This is a genomic window from Bacillus sp. FSL W8-1143 (assembly GCF_037965155.1).
In the GTDB taxonomy this organism is placed as follows: domain Bacteria; phylum Bacillota; class Bacilli; order Bacillales; family Bacillaceae; genus Bacillus; species Bacillus pumilus.
In genome coordinates, this window is the sequence record NZ_CP150182.1 from 1,067,501 (window position 1) to 1,083,261 (window position 15,761).

The 15,761-nt window shown below is 41.3% G+C and carries 18 protein-coding genes; 12 read left to right on the forward strand and 6 right to left on the reverse strand.

What is annotated here, in order from left to right; genetic code table 11:
- Positions 1-66 precede the first annotated feature (66 nt).
- Entirely contained in the window at positions 67-1,599 is a 1,533-nt protein-coding gene (locus tag NSQ36_RS05185) for an FAD-dependent oxidoreductase (RefSeq protein ID WP_251191018.1), read from the reverse strand.
- A gap of 145 nt (positions 1,600-1,744) precedes the next feature.
- On the opposite strand from NSQ36_RS05185, the gene NSQ36_RS05190 reads away from it, so the two are divergent.
- Positions 1,745-2,605 (forward strand): SDR family oxidoreductase, encoded by an 861-nt coding sequence (locus NSQ36_RS05190; protein ID WP_212046104.1) that lies wholly within the window; start codon positions 1,745-1,747, stop codon positions 2,603-2,605.
- A gap of 63 nt (positions 2,606-2,668) precedes the next feature.
- On the opposite strand, the gene NSQ36_RS05195 is transcribed toward NSQ36_RS05190, so the two are convergent.
- Complete coding sequence (locus tag NSQ36_RS05195; protein WP_003210924.1) at positions 2,669-2,899, reverse strand: IDEAL domain-containing protein; 231 nt, start codon at positions 2,897-2,899, stop codon at positions 2,669-2,671.
- A 288-nt stretch (positions 2,900-3,187) separates the two neighbouring features.
- Between NSQ36_RS05195 and NSQ36_RS05200 the strand changes: the two genes are divergently transcribed.
- From NSQ36_RS05200 to NSQ36_RS05210, 3 genes are all read left to right on the forward strand, one after another.
- The gene (locus NSQ36_RS05200; protein WP_003212419.1) at positions 3,188-3,766 is read left to right on the forward strand and encodes a competence protein ComK; all 579 of its coding nucleotides are present in this window, start codon (positions 3,188-3,190) and stop codon (positions 3,764-3,766) included.
- A gap of 158 nt (positions 3,767-3,924) precedes the next feature.
- The gene (locus NSQ36_RS05205) at positions 3,925-5,031 is read left to right on the forward strand and encodes a D-TA family PLP-dependent enzyme (protein WP_137054823.1); all 1,107 of its coding nucleotides are present in this window, start codon (positions 3,925-3,927) and stop codon (positions 5,029-5,031) included.
- 315 nt (positions 5,032-5,346) lie between these two features.
- Entirely contained in the window at positions 5,347-5,829 is a 483-nt protein-coding gene (locus NSQ36_RS05210) for a hypothetical protein (protein ID WP_212046102.1), read from the forward strand.
- 31 nt (positions 5,830-5,860) lie between these two features.
- Here the strand turns inward: NSQ36_RS05210 and NSQ36_RS05215 are convergent, their stop codons facing one another.
- Positions 5,861-7,300: a PLP-dependent aminotransferase family protein gene (locus NSQ36_RS05215; RefSeq protein WP_339206955.1), complete on the reverse strand. Its 1,440-nt coding sequence runs from the start codon at positions 7,298-7,300 to the stop codon at positions 5,861-5,863.
- Between the two features lie 144 nt (positions 7,301-7,444).
- Here NSQ36_RS05215 and NSQ36_RS05220 point away from each other — a divergent pair, with 144 nt between their 5' ends.
- The 3 genes from NSQ36_RS05220 to NSQ36_RS05230 all read left to right on the forward strand — a co-directional run bounded on the left by NSQ36_RS05220 (position 7,445) and on the right by NSQ36_RS05230 (position 10,169).
- A complete protein-coding gene (locus NSQ36_RS05220) occupies positions 7,445-8,614 on the forward strand; it encodes an MFS transporter (protein WP_226804973.1) in 1,170 nt (389 codons plus the stop codon).
- A gap of 64 nt (positions 8,615-8,678) precedes the next feature.
- Positions 8,679-8,954 carry a barstar family protein gene (locus tag NSQ36_RS05225; protein WP_044140712.1) on the forward strand — a complete coding sequence of 92 codons (276 nt, stop codon included), beginning with the start codon at positions 8,679-8,681 and terminating at the stop codon, positions 8,952-8,954.
- Positions 8,955-9,212: 258 nt separating this feature from the next.
- Complete coding sequence (locus tag NSQ36_RS05230; RefSeq protein ID WP_003212446.1) at positions 9,213-10,169, forward strand: LCP family protein; 957 nt, start codon at positions 9,213-9,215, stop codon at positions 10,167-10,169.
- A 68-nt stretch (positions 10,170-10,237) separates the two neighbouring features.
- Here the strand turns inward: NSQ36_RS05230 and NSQ36_RS05235 are convergent, their stop codons facing one another.
- Entirely contained in the window at positions 10,238-10,600 is a 363-nt protein-coding gene (locus NSQ36_RS05235) for a hypothetical protein (protein ID WP_003210969.1), read from the reverse strand.
- Between the two features lie 114 nt (positions 10,601-10,714).
- Here NSQ36_RS05235 and NSQ36_RS05240 point away from each other — a divergent pair, with 114 nt between their 5' ends.
- Both NSQ36_RS05240 and lepB read left to right on the forward strand, forming a co-directional pair.
- Complete coding sequence (locus tag NSQ36_RS05240) at positions 10,715-11,368, forward strand: TVP38/TMEM64 family protein (RefSeq protein WP_050782661.1); 654 nt, start codon at positions 10,715-10,717, stop codon at positions 11,366-11,368.
- Positions 11,368-11,880, forward strand: coding sequence for a signal peptidase I (gene lepB / locus NSQ36_RS05245; protein WP_041815362.1), 513 nt, complete (start codon positions 11,368-11,370; stop codon positions 11,878-11,880). Before NSQ36_RS05240 ends, lepB begins: the two co-directional genes overlap by 1 nt.
- A gap of 34 nt (positions 11,881-11,914) precedes the next feature.
- Here lepB and NSQ36_RS05250 read toward each other — a convergent pair whose 3' ends face one another.
- Complete coding sequence (locus NSQ36_RS05250) at positions 11,915-13,060, reverse strand: AbrB family transcriptional regulator (RefSeq protein WP_212046139.1); 1,146 nt, start codon at positions 13,058-13,060, stop codon at positions 11,915-11,917.
- Positions 13,061-13,326: 266 nt separating this feature from the next.
- On the opposite strand from NSQ36_RS05250, the gene NSQ36_RS05255 reads away from it, so the two are divergent.
- The 3 genes from NSQ36_RS05255 to NSQ36_RS05265 are packed head-to-tail and all read left to right on the forward strand — an operon-like array spanning position 13,327 to position 15,048.
- Complete coding sequence (locus NSQ36_RS05255; RefSeq protein ID WP_003210872.1) at positions 13,327-13,749, forward strand: BlaI/MecI/CopY family transcriptional regulator; 423 nt, start codon at positions 13,327-13,329, stop codon at positions 13,747-13,749.
- Positions 13,742-14,581: a M56 family metallopeptidase gene (locus NSQ36_RS05260; protein WP_050945367.1), complete on the forward strand. Its 840-nt coding sequence runs from the start codon at positions 13,742-13,744 to the stop codon at positions 14,579-14,581. Before NSQ36_RS05255 ends, NSQ36_RS05260 begins: the two co-directional genes overlap by 8 nt.
- Before the next feature lie 56 nt (positions 14,582-14,637).
- Entirely contained in the window at positions 14,638-15,048 is a 411-nt protein-coding gene (locus NSQ36_RS05265) for a DoxX family protein (protein ID WP_309216359.1), read from the forward strand.
- 197 nt (positions 15,049-15,245) lie between these two features.
- On the opposite strand, the gene NSQ36_RS05270 is transcribed toward NSQ36_RS05265, so the two are convergent.
- Entirely contained in the window at positions 15,246-15,692 is a 447-nt protein-coding gene (locus tag NSQ36_RS05270; protein ID WP_284906204.1) for a ferritin-like domain-containing protein, read from the reverse strand.
- Positions 15,693-15,761 lie beyond the last annotated feature (69 nt).

Below are 15,761 nucleotides of genomic sequence, written 5' to 3' on the forward strand. Positions count from 1 at the left end.
CAAATTATCAGACTTTATATTATCTATCGGATAATATTGGATTTTTTAAAGGGGATCAGTAAAATTTTACTGTTCTTTATAAGACCTTTTTAGTGGTTTCTTTGCTGGGCCTTCTACTACCTCTCCAGTAATGGAGAAACGTGAACCGTGACATGGGCAATCCCAAGTGCGGTCGCTATTATTCCAAGCGACTTCACAGCCTAGGTGAGTACACGTTGTATCCACAAGAAAGATATTCCCATCCTCTGATTTAAAGGCGCCGCATTTTTTATGCTCATACGATACAATGCCGCCTTCACCTGGCTTTAAATCATCAATGGTTTGATCGGTTCGTTTTAATTTACCACTGATCAGCTTGGCAGCGACATTGCTGTTTTCTTTAACGAAATCTTTGACGAAAGAATCAGAAACAGGTCTTGATGGCGTAAAAATGGATTCGTATGGATTCGATTTTCCTTCAATCAAATCACCGATAAGAGTAGCTGCCGCGTGGCTTGTCGTCATGCCCCATTTTCTAAAACCGGTCGCAACGAAGATATTTTGATGGTGCTTGGTTAGGCGGCCAATGTAAGGGATTTGATCCATTGTGACCATATCGTGTGTCGACCAGCGATACAGCACCTCTTCAATTCCAAGGGTAGCGTCTCCAAACCTTTCTAGTCCTTCATAGTGAGCAGATTCATCCCCGCCTTGTCCAGTTTTATGACCTTCTCCTCCGATGAGAACGACTTCCTCACCATGCCATTCTGTCGTTCTTAAAGAATGAGAAGGCTGGTCGATCCCTAAGTACATTCCATCTGGGAGCGGCTTCGTTGTTTTGGCTGCTACCACATAAGATTGCTCTGGGTGAATGCGCGTGAAATAAAGTCCCTTTCCATCATAAAAAGGAAAGTGCGAACAGGATATGATATAGCGGCCTGTCAGGTGATGGTCGTCTTTTGTGACGACAGCAGGGCGGTTTCCTTCTTTTACGTCAACAGCAGTTGTCTGTTCATAAATACGTACACCACGCTCTAGGAGCTGGTCAATGAGTGCATTGAGATAATGAAGGGGATGGAACTGTGCCTGCTGCGTCATTGCTAGGGCAGCCTTGATGTCAGCATCAAAAGGAAGCGCTGTTTTCCATCCCCGATCAATCCCAAGCTGTTTGTAGGCATCTAATTCCTTTTTTAATTTTTTTACACCGCTTTCTTCCTTTGTATAAAGGTACGCATCTTTGACTTCTAGCTGACAATCGATGTCGTACTTTTGGACGCGAGCTTGAATTAGCTCTTTTGCTTTCTCATTTGCTTCTACATACAAACGGGCTTTGGGCATACCAATTTGCTGGATCAGCTCATGGTAGTAAACATCGTGCTGTGAGGTAATCTTAGCTGTCGTATGTCCGGTCGTACCTTGCAGCAGTTGATCAGCATCAATGATGATGACATCCAGCCCGCGTTCTGTCATTTCAAACGCGGTAGCGATACCGGTAATACCACCGCCAACAATGATGACATCTGCTGTGAGATCCTCATCTACTGTAGGAAAAGAATGCTTTTGACTATCCGCTATCCATAACGATTTTGCCTGTTCCAATCCTTTATGTTCTTGCTCCATACTGTCGCCTCCAGTTAGTGACTTGTTGTGTATAATTTTTCCACAATGAAGAAAATCATACATTTGAAAGGAAACTAGCCTGGCATACATAAAAAAATAGCCAACACATAAAAATAAACAAGATAAAAGGAAGGAGTGGTCAGACGTGTCAACAAAGCAGCCGAAGAAAACATTGCCGCCTCAGCATCAAAGTGAGCGTCCAGGTCTTGAATACAAAATGAATCCAAGGCCTGTTTTTGATCGAGAGATGCCGGATAAAAAATTAGCAGGGAAAACAGCCATTGTGACAGGTGGAGACAGCGGGATCGGAAGAGCAGTCTCGGTCTTATTTGCGAAGGAAGGCGCCAATGTCGCCATTGTTTACTTGAGTGAGCACCGCGATGCAGAGGAAACGAAGGACTATATTGAAAAGGCGGGAGGTCGCGTCATTTTAATTGCAGGTGATTTAGGAGATGAGGCGTTTTCAAATGAGGTCGTCAAAAAAACGAAGGATGCTTTCGGTTCCATAGATATTTTGGTGAACAATGCCGGGGAACAGCATCCGCAAAAAAGCATTGAACAGATTACCTCACATCAGCTTCTTCGAACATTTCAAACGAATATTTTTGCCATGTTTTATTTAACAAAAGCGGTACTTCCTCATTTAAAGAAAGGGAGCAGTATCATTAATACTGCATCTGTCACAGCCTATAAAGGGCATGAAACCTTGATCGACTATTCATCTACAAAAGGGGCAGTCGTGACATTTACGAGATCATTATCTTTATCGCTCATTAAGCAAGGGATTAGAGTAAACGGGGTAGCTCCGGGACCCATTTGGACACCCCTCATTCCATCGACCTTTACGGAAAAGGAAGTCTCTGAATTTGGCGGAGATGTTCCAATGGAGCGTCCTGGTGAGCCAGTAGAGCTTGCGCCGAGCTATTTATTTTTAGCGAGCGAAGACTCCTCTTATATAAATGGACAAATCCTGCATGTCAATGGCGGAACCATTTTAAATGGATAAACAAAAAACTTGCGGTAAAGAGACGAGTTGCTGCCCTCTTTGCCGCAAGTAAAATCATCATGATTAATGTAAGCAGTGTTCTGCATATTGAGCTGACAGGTCGTTGAATCGTTTTTCATCACGCTGATCCAGTGCCTTATCAATCTCTTCTCTAAGGAAGGTTAAGCGCTGTTTATAAAGCGCCTCATCTAAAACCATTTGAATATAGATGTCTAAAATCGTCACGCCGTTTTCTTCGGTTTTTTGGGTGTTGCGGGACTTCATGAGCTCAGCATACGTTTTTTTCTCTTTCATAAAGAATCCCCCCGATGCCTTTTTTATAGTATATGGATTGGCGAAGAAAAAATCAACAAGAATTTATAATTTTTAGACAATTTATTTTTGAGCGAAATCGACACCTCTTGTCCAATCGACACGATGTGAGATATCTTAAAAAAGGCTTTTCGATAGATCGAATGGACTAAATAATACGATAAAAAAATGTTTTTTAATAAATTTTGAAAAAATCCTGTCGTTTCTTATATGTTGGTGATAGATTAATAGTATCTAAAATAACCAAAAATTAACACAGGAGGAAATGAAGTGTCAGGAATTAGTGAAACACCTTTAGATTCATACGTCATTAATCAAACAACAATGGCGATCCTTCCGGTTGAAGAAGGAAAAAGAGTATATTCAAAAGTCATAGAAAGAGAGACAAGCTTTTACGTTGAATTAAAGCCCTTGCAAATTATTGAACGCAGCTGTAGATTTTTCGGCTCAAGCTATGCAGGCAGAAAAGCGGGAACATATGAAGTAACAGGAATATCTCATAAGCCTCCAATTGTGATTGACTCATCCAATCATCTGTATTTCTTCCCAACCTATTCATCCAACCGTCCTCAGTGCGGCTGGATCTCCCACAAATACATTCATACCTTCCAGGAATCATCCCTCGGAGACACGGTGGTCATCTTTACAAATGAGCAAACCGTCAAACTCGATGTCTCATATAAGTCATTTGAGAGTCAGGTGCACAGAACAGCGTATCTCCGAACGAAATTTCAAGATCGCCTTGATGGTGGTCTTCCTAAAAAACAAGAATTTATGCTGTATCCAAAGGAACAACAGCTCAACCTTGTATACGATTTTATATTAAGGGAGCTTCGGAACAGATATTAACTAAAACCAGCGGCAGCCCAGCCGCTGGACTCCTTATGTTTAGCATATCGTCTTACTTTCTCGAAGAAAAAAACATTGAAAATTATATAACAAATTATATAATTTAAGTACAACGTATAAAATTTTATATAATGAGCGACAGAAAAGGGGATATGATGATGACTTATGATGAACTAGATACACCGGCGCTATTAATTGATAAACAGGTGATGATGGAGAATCTAGCTGCTATGCAGCAATATGCGGACCGTCAGCAAGTCAAACTGCGTCCTCATACGAAAACACATAAAACACCTGGTCTTGCGAAGGTGCAGGAGGAGATGGGCGCATCTGGCTTAACTGTAGCGAAAGTAGGGGAAGCAGAAGTGATGGCGGCGCATGGGCTAACAGATATCTTTATCGCCAATCAAATTGTAGGTGAGACAAAGCTGAAGCGAATTCGAAAGCTGGCAGAGTCGATACACATTTCATTTGGAATTGATTGTGTAGAGCATGTGCATCAAATTGAAGATGTCTTTCGTGGAGCAGAGAAAAAAGCGGAGGTTTTAATTGAGATAGAGGTTGGAGAAGAGAGGTCTGGTGTCATTGAAGAGAGTGATTTCCGTCAAATCTTGCAGGCGATAAAAACATGTGAGTTCGTTCATTTAAAAGGGATTTTTTCTCATGATGGTCATACATACAAGGCGGAAAGTAAAGCGCATTGTCAGACATTATATGAAGACGCTGTGAATCGAACGCTTCGATTTGCACAGATTGCAAAAGAATCAGGCATGCTGCTAGAGGTAGTGAGCATAGGATCAACACCACCGTTCTTATTTCAATTTGATATTCCAAAGGGAGTGACCGAAATCCGCCCAGGCACATACATCTTCATGGATGCCTCTCAGTCCAATGTGATCGGCACTTTTTCACATTGTGCAGCAGCCGTCCTGACGACAGTCATTAGTAAGCCAACAAATACTCGTGTCATTACAGATGTTGGAGCCAAAGGGCTCACGGCTCAAACCCGTACAAAAGGGCTGACGAAAACAAAGGGACTAGGCAAGGTAAAAGACTTTGATGATGTATTTGTTTCCAGTGTATTTGATGAGCATGCCATCATTTATCACGAAGGCTTCCGTCAGACTGTCCAGATCGGTGAGAAGGTGCAAATCATTCCAAATCATATTTGTCCCGCTGTCAATCTCCATGAAAAAGCCTATCTCATCCAAGATGGTGAAGTAGTCGAAGAGCTTGACATTGCTTGTAAAGGTAAACTTCAATAAATCAACAGGACAAGGCGACTTCGTTGGGGCATCATTATGATGACACGAGAACATCCACCATGCACATGAATTTGTTGAAACCAAATCCATATATCCAGTCGTCTATTGAGTGTGTATCGGTAGACTGTCCACCAAATGACAGAGAAATGTGGATCCTTAGACGTATTTTCAAGCAATTATTCATAAATCACAGAAGTGACACGAGCCGTCTGTTACAATAAAAGAAATCATTTCTTGCAAAGTGTTCGTATGTGGTAAAGGATACTCCTATTTTGACCGATATGAACGAATGGGAATAAGAAATGGAGGCTCTGTATGAAAAAACAATCGCAATTGCTGCTACTATTCACCTTGACAGTGACCTTACTAGCAGCCTGTCAGCAAGCAGGTCAATCGCCTTCAAAACAAGACACAAAAGAAGCTGCGTATGAACAATGGGTTCAGCGTTATATGGATGAGTTAAATGAAGCTTATGAAAACATGACCGACCAATTTATTTCAGATGGACAGGGAAAGATCCAAGTAAATAAAAAATTGAAAAAGGCGACGAAAGCCTTTGATCGTGTGATTCAAAAGGGGCTTGCTCATCAAGAAATTCCAACCGCTTATCAAAAGGCAGATGAACAATTAAAGACAGGTCTTCATTCATTTGAAAAAGGAATTGGTCAGGTGGAGCAGCTATTAAAGCGCCCAGATCAAGAAAAGCTGTTTATTTCCGCTACTCATCATCTCCAAGATGGATTGCAGAGGGCAGCTGCATTTATTGAAGAAGTCGGCCGCATTCAGCAATCAACGTAAAAAGCTTGGAAGGCGGACTTCCAGGCTTTTTTTACATATAAAGTATTTGCTTTAAGCAGCGCACACCTTCTTGAATCATGTTTTCGTCCGTACAAGCAAAGCCTAGCAGTAATCCCTTTCGATTGCTCTCAAAACAATAAGGACTTAATGGATAAATGCCAATACCTGCTGCTTTTGCTGCCTCAATACTGCCTTTTTCGTCAAAGTTTGGCGCTCCTTCCAAAAAGACATGAAGACCCGTATCTGTTCCATAAATATGAAAGTGCTTGTCAAATTGTTGTGTTAAAAGGGCATCCATCATGGCAGCCTGTCTTTTTTTATATAGCTGTCTCATTCGCCTGACATAACGCGTGAATTCTCCTTCTCTGAAAAAAGAGGCGAGTGTGATCTGTTCCATAATGGGCAGCTGTCTTTGAATGAGTGATTGCAAGGAAGCGATTTCTTTTATGACCGCTTTGGAGCCGATAATGGCAGCAAGGCGGATGCCTGGTGCCAGCACTTTGGAGAAGCTTAAGATATAAATCACATGGTCGGGTGCTTCTGAAAATAAGGAAGGAAGCGGTCCGCCATGATAACGATAATCTCCATCAAAATCATCCTCTAGTATATAAGACTGATGACTGACAGCAAATTTTAGCAGCTGCTGCCTTCTGCTCACACTCATACATACACCGGTTGGACGCTGATGGGAGGGCGTCACCGCAATCAGCTTTGTTTTTCGTGGTAATGTATTCACCATGATCCCTTCTTCATCGACGGGCGCGGGATAAATGTTCATTTCACGATGCATAAAGGAAAGCCTTGCTCCAGGAAAGCCTGGATCTTCAACAGCTACTGTATCGCCTTTTTTAAGCAATACCTGTGAAATCAAATCAATGGCTTGCTGCGTGCCTCCTGTTAACACGATTTGATCTTCTTCTACATCGATGCCGCGTTCTACTGATAAGTATTGGCGTATTTCTGAACGTACTTCCCATAAACCATGCGGGGAGGAATAGCCCCAATCTTTCATCTCTAATCGCTGTAATGCTTTTGTGAGCGAGCGTTTCCATATGTTTTGAAAATGTTCATCGATGGCTGGTTCCTGATGACGAAAATCAATATCAAGCTTCTCATGAAATTGATTGGCCGACAGCCAGTGGTTCATTTGTTTCTCCGCCTCTTGAAAGTGTGGTCTTACCGGAAGAGGAAAAGGCGGCTCACCTTGATGGGGAGTGGAGGCCGCATAGTGATCACTTGAAATGACCTTCGTACCGCCTCTTCTAGATGTGCTGACATATCCTCTTGCCAGCAGTTCATCATAAGCAAGCTGTATAGTTGATCTTGATACATTGAGCTCCTGTGCTAATACGCGTGTCGGTGTTAACTGATCATCGGGGTTCAGTTTTTGGGAATGAATTTGTTGAATGATCTCAGTCACGATTTGCTGCCAGAGCGGGGTAGTACTTGAGCGGTCTAAATAAATATACATCGGACACCTTCTCTCATTGTCACATATAACATGATGATGACACGGGAATATGGAGTGGTCAATAGCATCGTTTTTGGATATAGGAAGTAAGCCAAAAGGTGTGTACACTGTTCTCATATGCTTATGACTAGAGGAGAGAGTGAAATGATCCCTGCAGCTAAAGAAGAAACCGCACACCTATCCATCATTCCATTTATATTCGTTTTATTTGGTCTTTTTATGATTACAACCGCAGTGAATCTGCAGGTGCCCCTTTATACGTTGTATGCCGAACAAGCAGGGTACGGAAAAGCGGCGACAGCCCTTGTATTTGCTGCATATGTCTTCGGACTGATTCCAGTTTTACTTTTTCTTGGCGGGATATCTGACCGGGCTGGACGCAAACCGATTTTATTGGTCGCACTTAGTTTTTCGTTATGTGCTACCTTATTGATGATCGTACATCCTACCATTCAGATGCTCTTTTTGGCGCGGCTGCTGCAAGGGGTGGGGCTTGGCCTAAGTGTTGGCACATGCACTGCTTATTTGATTGCTTTATATCCAGAAAAATCAAGCTGGATTCCAACTTTTATTGCGTTATGCAGTTCGGTTGGCTTTGGGGGCGGTGCTCTTTTTACGGCACTTCTTTCTTTTCAGTATGTGACGCTTGCGCCGCTTAGTTATTGGATTGTGATGGGCTTTTTAATCCTAACGATCGTGGGTGTCTTCTTTTTCGTTCCGCCTGTACAAGGAGATGCAGATAAACCGATGATGAACATGCCAACATTTCCAAAAGGAACAATGCCAGCGAATGCAGCGATTGCTGTCGCGTGGTCAGTGTGTGGCCTTGTGATTTCGGTTTTGCCAGCACAGCTTAAATTGAATGGATATGAATTATGGGTAGGGCCGGCACTGTTTTTGATTAATATGTCAGGTGTCCTGATGCAGCCTTTTGTTCGCAAAATGAATAGCACAGCAGCGCTCCTTGCCGGATTTATCTGTCTTCCATGTGGATACGGTCTCTTGCTATTTGGAGCAAATGGTGGGTCCATCATTCTTGTGCTTGCCGGAACGATGCTTGCGGGTACTGCCTGCTATGGATTTACTTATTTAGGCGGTCTTCAGCTTATTGTCGAGCGGGGAAAAAAGGAGGCAGCTAGAGCCGTTGCCGGGTTTTATTTGTTTGCCTATTTAGGTCTGGGTCTTCCAAGTGTTTTTGTCGGGCTCTTCGCTGATCTGTTCGGAACTCAGGTGGTGTTAACCGTCTTTTTCTTGGTCGTTTTGGCAGCTTGTCTCATCCTTTTGATGTCAAGTGTCAGACAGAAACAAAAGTGAGGAGTCTTGCTTTCTCTTTTGCCTTCCATTCGTTTAAAATAAAGGCATGAGAGGGGAAGATGACATGAAAAAAGTGCAGCTGGACGGCGCGTCGTGCAGGTCGCAAGAAGAGCTTCATGACCAACTAAAAACAGTTTTACACCTTCCTGACTACTACGGGAAAAATCTCGATGCCCTATGGGACTGTTTGACAGGAGAAGTAAATCTGCCAGTAGAGCTGACATGGGTGAATTTTGACACGAGCAAGGACGCTCTTGGCGAGTATGCAGAAAGCGTAAAGCAGTTATTTCAAGAAGCAGAAGAGGAATTGAAGGGACAATTTCAAGTGAGTATTCAATAACGATGAAGAAGCAGCCGACAGTAGAGGCTGCTTTTTTCTGAATTTTCTCCTGCAATGATATGAATGTAGACAATTGCTAATTATACGGAATCATTTAAAAAGAACACTACCGGCAGATTAAAAGATTGAGTTATCTGAGTTTTAAAAGTTTTTCATTGTGGGTTCATAAAAATATGTTGCGTGCAGGAAACTTTCGTTAAAATATGTTATAGTGGAACCTACATTGATAGACTAAGATAGAGTGAGGGTTCGGAAAGGATGAAGGAGAAAACAAGATCAAAAAGAAGGCTGAGACCTTGGGTGAAAGTCGTGCTGTTTATCATGGCATTTGTCATGGTGATGGCAATATCTGTGACAGGATATGCTTACTATAAAATTTCAAAAGCGTCGAATAAGGCGCAAGTGTCATTAGAAAGAGGAGACACCTCGCAAAAGCGTGTGAAAGCTTTTGATCCAGGAAAGGACAGCTTCTCGGTCCTGCTGCTTGGAATTGACAGCCGTCCAGGTGAAACGGTAGACGAAGCAAGAAGTGATGCGGTCTTACTGGCGGCTGTGAACCGAACAGAGAAAACCATCAAGCTCCTCAGTATTCCTCGTGATTCTTATGTAGATATTCCGGGAAGAGGATATGATAAAATCGCCCACGCCCATGCGTTTGGGAGTGCAGATTTGTCAGTCAAAACGGTCGAAAACCTGCTGAACATTCCTGTAGACTATGTGATTTCAGGGAACTTTAAGGCGTTTCAAGACATTGTAGATGAGCTAAACGGAATTGACGTAACGATTGAAGATGAAGGTATCGCAAAACAAATGGAAAAGGATTCAAAAGGGAAAGTTCATGTGCAAACAGGAACACATACGTTAAATGGCGAAGAAGCATTAGCCTTTGTGAGAACGAGAAAGGCAGACAGTGACCTCATGCGCGGGAAGCGCCAAATGGAAGCACTTCAAGCCATCTTTGAAAAGTCTAAATCCATTTCTTCGATCCCATCCTATGACAACATCATTGATACACTTGGTGATAATGTTTCAACCAATCTGTCCATGAAGCAGTTTATCGGTCTTTTCCCGTTATTGAGCTCATTGACATCAGTGGATACCATTCAGCTAAAGGGCCATGATTATCAGCCTGGGAATGTGTATTACTTTGAGTTAGATGGCGCTGGATTAGAAGAAGTGAGAACAGAGCTGAGAGAACAGCTTGAATTATCATAAAGAAGCATTAGCCTGCCGCTGTGGCAGGCTTTTTGCTTTGAATGGGGAAGCGCGACAATGAAGCAAATTCAATTCGCTTGATGAAGAAAATACCGTGTCAGCAGTTCCTCTACCCGGTGACGTATACGTGGATTAAAGTATTTATGTTTTTCTTCATAGCCATCCATGATAAATAGATACGTTGTAAATCCTTCATCGTGTTCAATTTGCTGTACCTTCATTTTTTCTTTACGTAAATGCTGCTTTAGTTCATAAAGTGCTTTCTGTGCTTCCTTTAAGGCGGAGGTCACAAGCTGAATGTATGGTTCATTTAGTTTGAATGTTTGATGTTGTTTTAAGTGAGTCAAATCACGATTGAGGATGGAGACGACCATTGGAAGAAAGATGGCCTGTTCCATCATCTGAAGTTGTATTCTTGATAGTCTCGTCATGTCCAAGCCTGCTTTCTTTCTTGATGGAACACATGTTCTTATTTATTATACCGAATGAGTCAAATAATCTCAAGGGGGGGATTCATTTGTATATTTTTATGTTTTCCATGTAAAATGAAAAGTAGACAAACCTTGAAGGAGTCAAACAAGTTGACATCATTTCTTTCCCTATTTACTCACGAAAATATCACATCATTTTTTGAGAGCTACAAGGCCTTTGGACCGATTGTGGCCATATTGCTCCCTTTAATAGAAGCATTTCTTCCGTTTTTACCACTCGTTGCGTTTGCTGTAGCGAATGCAAATGCATTCGGCCTTTGGGAAGGATTTTTATTGACCTGGATTGGCGCAAGTGCAGGGTCTATTCTTGTCTTTTTACTGATCAGAAAGTTTGGACAGATGAGAATGCTCAACTTTATCAGCAGGCATCCTTCCATTAAAAAATTGATGCTTTGGGTGGAGAAGCGGGGATTTGGTCCATTATTTATTTTACTTTGCTTTCCTTTCACACCCTCTGCTGCCGTCAATGTTGTAGCAGGTTTATCAAGAATTAGCTTTTGGCAATTCTCATTAGCTACTTTATCTGGTAAGTGTGTCATGCTTTTTATCATTAGTTTTATTGGTTATGACCTCTCTGCTTTAGTTAAGAATCCGTTAAGAAGTATTTTTGCGGTTCTAGTTATTGCAGTATTATGGTATGTTGGAAAGAGAGTAGAAAATAGGTTAAACATTCGAATGAGTAAACGTGAGGACAAAGGAGGCTCTTAATGAAAAAGAAGCCATTGCTATGGTTGATGATTATTACAGGCATCGTCTTATTGTTCCAAGTCAAGAATTTCATGTTTGTCACATATAAAGTAGAAGGGGTTAGTATGGACCCAACTTTTACAGATGGAACAGAATTATTAATCAATAAGTTCTCGCCAAAACTCACGAAAATTAGCCGGTTTGATTATGTGTTATTTCACGGTCCTAAAAATCAAATCTTGATCAAGCGAGTCATTGGACTCCCAGGAGAAACGATCAAGTATGAAGATGATCAGTTATTTGTCGATGGTGAAAAAAAGAAGGAACCTTATTTAAAAGAGCAGAAACAACATAAAATGGGGAACGTTCTGACAGGGGATTTTCAGCTGAAAGCCATCACAGGAGACGATAAAATCAAAAACAATCATTACTTTGTGGTCGGAGATAACCGAATACATAGCTTCGACAGCCGGCATTTTGGCACCATTTCAAAGGATCAAGTTGTCGGTGTTAAAAGAAATACCAGCGAATAAAAAAAGGCGCTCTGCACATGCAAAGCGTCTCTTTTTATTTTGCGGCTTTATAATCAGGCTGCCTTTTTGCCCATACGTGATGTAAGAAGCGGAAAAACGGTGGCAGCATTGCAATGACGAGAATAATTCTGACGACTTGTACAGCCACAACAAAGGTAGAATCCTCATGCAGTGTGACCGCAGTTGTTGCCATCTCTGCAATACCGCCAGGCGAAAAAGCAAGAATGGCTGTAATGACAGAGATACCTGTGATCTCAGCGATGGCAATAGAGCTGAGGACAGTCGCAGCAATTAGCCCAGCTGAGCTGACGACAGCCACAATGAGAGTGTTTTTTAGCCCGACAAACATTTCTTTATTCATTTTTGAACCGATGGTTGCACCTAGAAATACTTGAGACGCAATGTTCGCTTGTGCCGGCCAATAAGGAATCAAATCATAACCTATGAGTGCGCCCGCACCAACTTGAAGAGCTGCGACGCCTAGCATGCTGCCGATCAGCCAAGGAGCAGGGAAATGAAGACGAACTGCTAGGCGTGACATGAGCCAGGCACCTAAAATAAGCGCAGCGGTCCAAGAGATGTTTGAAAGGGTGAAAACACCCGAAGAAAAAGCGCTCCCTTGCGTAACTACAGCCACATCCGCTTGGTTTTTTGTATTTAAATAAAACACTGTAAATGGGATAGTGAGTACAACCATTAATACACGTATCGTTTGCACGAGACTCACAACAGCTGTATTGGCTCCCACCTCTTGGGCAATGCCCGGCATAGCGGATAAACCGCCGGGGGCAGTTCCGACAAAGCTTGTCAGCATATCTGTTTTGCTCAGCTTCCATAAGACAAAGCCTGAGAGCATCGCCAGTAGAATAGAAAAGACGAGCATGAAACTCACAGGGAGCCAATTTTCAGCGAAAATGTGAAGGACCTCCATATTCATTTTCTGTCCGAGTTCGATTCCGAGAATGAATTGACCAAGGAGCAGCCATCTGCTGTGAATACGTAAGGTGCTAGTTCCTTTACGCTGAAACAGGGTGGGGCGGCGCATAGCAATAAAAGCTGCGGTGATTAATGTACCTACCATCCAGCCAATGGACATACCTGTTAAAGACAAAAGAAATCCACCTAAACCGCTTATCGCAATGAGAATGAGATCGGTTCGAAGGCTGTTTCCTTGTTTCATCACATGTAAACCTTCTTCCTATATGTTTGTTCAGTAAGTGAAATGTTGTTAACTTCACTATAATACAAAAGTCTCTATAAATAAAATACGAATTTTTTCACTATTTTCATAAGATTATCTTATCACTAAATGATTAGTACATTTTTATAAAGAAAGATATCATTTTTACCAAAAACAAAGTCTATATACAACGATTTTCCCCTATTTATGTTATCAGTTGACTATCATTTTCAATTGCACTACACTACATAGTGTGGGGTGATAACATGAAAATTCCTTCTTTTAAATATAATGAAAAGGGATTGAATCGTTTTTTTGGTCCTTTAGAGGGAAGAATTATGGAGATCCTTTATGAAGGTGAGGATATGCCGATTAAAGAGGTGCAGCAAAAGCTGTCAGATGAGAAGCCGATTAATTTCAACACCGTGATGACTGTGCTGAACCGCTTAACCGAAAAAGGAATTGTGGAGAAAAAAACAAAAGGGCGCTCATCTATTTATAATCCTATTTTAACAAAAGAAGAATTTCTAAATGAGCAAACAAAATGGATTACACAAGGATTGATGGATGATTTCGGTCCACTGGCAGTGAATCATATGGTGGATGCGATTGAAAGTGCTGATCCTGAATTACTCAAAGTACTAGAAGCACGGCTAGCATCTAAAAAAGAGGAGCAGCAAAATGAATAAAATGAAGTCGAGTCTGCTGTTTTCAGGCGGTATATTGATTGGTTTAGCCATTTTTTATCAGATGGGGTATTACGTGCTTTCAAGCTTTTTTGGCTGGAATCAAGCATATAACCTGATCCATGTATGCCAGTCTGTGCTCGAATTCTATGGATTCACTCCTTTAAAATACTTTCTGGATGCCTTAGTCCTCTACACATTGGGTTTTGCGATTTTTTATATGACGAAACAAATCAAAAAGTACATTCAATTCAAGCAAAATCTGATGCTTGCAGTCGATCACCAGTCGACCGAATCTTTATCTGAGAAATATGCTAATGACATCATCGTGTTTCATTGTCATGAACCACTTGCTTTTGCAATGGGGATGCTTCACCCAAAGGTTTATTTATCAACAGCTCTCATGGACATGCTGGATGAAGAAGAGATTGACGCTGTAGTTCATCACGAATTGCATCACAAATACAGCTATGATCCTTTAAAGGCTTTCATGTTCTCAATGCTCACAAAAGTCATTTGGTACATTCCAGTGTTAAAGCATATGAGACAAAGCTACTCTGTTTTTCGTGAAGTGATTGCAGATGACTATGCCATTCAGAAGACAGGTACTGAGCTTGGAGTAGGGCAGGCCCTTTTGAAGCTGATTAAAAAGAGAACCCAGTTTCAAAAACAAACAAAGTTTGCGGTGTCCTTTGGGGATCGGGCATTGAATTTAAGAATACAAAAAATTTTAAATCCAACTTACAATATTCCTTTTAATGTACCAATGATTCCAATCGTCACTTCAGCCATTCTGATGGTGGTCTTAATGATTATGCTCAACCTTAATTACTAATTTTTTTACTTATTAACATTACATTGTGTAGTGTAAAAACAGGAGGAAATCACTATATGAAAACAAATCAAGAAATAGGAACACTTTTTGTACGCGTTATTTTAGGTATTATTTTCTTTTTACATGGGCTTCAGGCATATCAAGGAGGGCTGGGAGGCACAGCAGCATTCTTCGGACAAATCGGTGTACCTGAATTTATGGCCTATATTGTGAAGACAATTGAGCTAGTCGGTGGTATCGCCTTGATTTTAGGTCTAGGAACTCGAGTTTTCGCAGCATTATTTGTACCAATTATGGCAGTAGCGATTATCACTGTTGGTTTTTCTAAAGGATTTGTTGGTGGCTATGAATTTGAACTTTCGCTGCTCGTCATGGCGCTTTATTTGACTCTTAGCGGCAGTAAGCTGTTGTCAATTGATGGGATACTCAAGCATCAGCAGCAAAGCAATGAAGCAAAATTTCATTAAAAGATCATAAAAAAACTCCTTCTGCTATTTTGGGCAGAGGAGTTTTTTTAATGGTCAAAATCTCATTTTCTCGTTTGAAAATAAGGAAGGGATGTGAGGATTTGCTACATTTAGCGCTTTCTTTAATAGATTGAATGAACGAAAAATCGATTTCATTTTTTGACGGAACATACGATCTCCTATTAAAATAGGACTATCTATGATACATGGTGCGTTAAAAGGTATAAAAACCATACAGCATGCTGCTGCTCATCTTGAGCGATACGTTTCATTAGCTCTTTTGTTCCTTGATCCCGGACATAGTCTGATACGCTTAAGTAAAAATCGACCGTTTTTTGTTCATCTTTAAAGGCAAACATAAGTCCTTCTCTGAATTGGTCTGGACAAGGTTCTGTTACGCTTGGTTTGTGGTTTTTACCTGTTAAAGAATAATATAGCTTTGAAAATAGTTGATAGTGTCTGACTTCATCCTGGCGTATTTCTTGAATGATCTTTTTTGCTTCAGGATTTTTTGCCTTTTGGGCAAGTTTTTCGTAGCATTGGATCGCAGAATACTCACCATTAATCGCTTTCTCAAGGTCTGAAATGATCCTTGTGTTTTGGCGCATGTCATAAGGCGAGTAGTCATAGTAACTGTAATACATGATATTGCCAGCCTCCTTTTAGTTCATGATGGTTTATGATATGAAAAGAGTGAGGAAAGGTGCCTATGT

What these genes read in the sequence shown, in the direction of transcription:
- NSQ36_RS05185 (WP_251191018.1), bottom strand. Translation starts at nt 1,599, where the DNA reads ATGGAGCAAGAACATAAAGGATTGGAACAGGCAAAATCGTTATGGATA.
- NSQ36_RS05195 (WP_003210924.1), bottom strand. Translation starts at nt 2,899, where the DNA reads ATGAAAGAGAAAAAAACGTATGCTGAGCTCATGAAGTCCCGCAACACC.
- NSQ36_RS05205 (WP_137054823.1), top strand. Translation starts at nt 3,925, where the DNA reads ATGACTTATGATGAACTAGATACACCGGCGCTATTAATTGATAAACAG.
- NSQ36_RS05210 (WP_212046102.1), top strand. Translation starts at nt 5,347, where the DNA reads ATGAAAAAACAATCGCAATTGCTGCTACTATTCACCTTGACAGTGACC.
- NSQ36_RS05215 (WP_339206955.1), bottom strand. Translation starts at nt 7,300, where the DNA reads ATGTATATTTATTTAGACCGCTCAAGTACTACCCCGCTCTGGCAGCAA.
- NSQ36_RS05220 (WP_226804973.1), top strand. Translation starts at nt 7,445, where the DNA reads ATGATCCCTGCAGCTAAAGAAGAAACCGCACACCTATCCATCATTCCA.
- NSQ36_RS05225 (WP_044140712.1), top strand. Translation starts at nt 8,679, where the DNA reads ATGAAAAAAGTGCAGCTGGACGGCGCGTCGTGCAGGTCGCAAGAAGAG.
- NSQ36_RS05230 (WP_003212446.1), top strand. Translation starts at nt 9,213, where the DNA reads ATGAAGGAGAAAACAAGATCAAAAAGAAGGCTGAGACCTTGGGTGAAA.
- NSQ36_RS05235 (WP_003210969.1), bottom strand. Translation starts at nt 10,600, where the DNA reads ATGACGAGACTATCAAGAATACAACTTCAGATGATGGAACAGGCCATC.
- NSQ36_RS05240 (WP_050782661.1), top strand. Translation starts at nt 10,715, where the DNA reads ATGAAAAGTAGACAAACCTTGAAGGAGTCAAACAAGTTGACATCATTT.
- lepB (WP_041815362.1), top strand. Translation starts at nt 11,368, where the DNA reads ATGAAAAAGAAGCCATTGCTATGGTTGATGATTATTACAGGCATCGTC.
- NSQ36_RS05250 (WP_212046139.1), bottom strand. Translation starts at nt 13,060, where the DNA reads ATGAAACAAGGAAACAGCCTTCGAACCGATCTCATTCTCATTGCGATA.
- NSQ36_RS05255 (WP_003210872.1), top strand. Translation starts at nt 13,327, where the DNA reads ATGAAAATTCCTTCTTTTAAATATAATGAAAAGGGATTGAATCGTTTT.
- NSQ36_RS05260 (WP_050945367.1), top strand. Translation starts at nt 13,742, where the DNA reads ATGAATAAAATGAAGTCGAGTCTGCTGTTTTCAGGCGGTATATTGATT.
- NSQ36_RS05265 (WP_309216359.1), top strand. Translation starts at nt 14,638, where the DNA reads ATGAAAACAAATCAAGAAATAGGAACACTTTTTGTACGCGTTATTTTA.
- NSQ36_RS05270 (WP_284906204.1), bottom strand. Translation starts at nt 15,692, where the DNA reads ATGTATTACAGTTACTATGACTACTCGCCTTATGACATGCGCCAAAAC.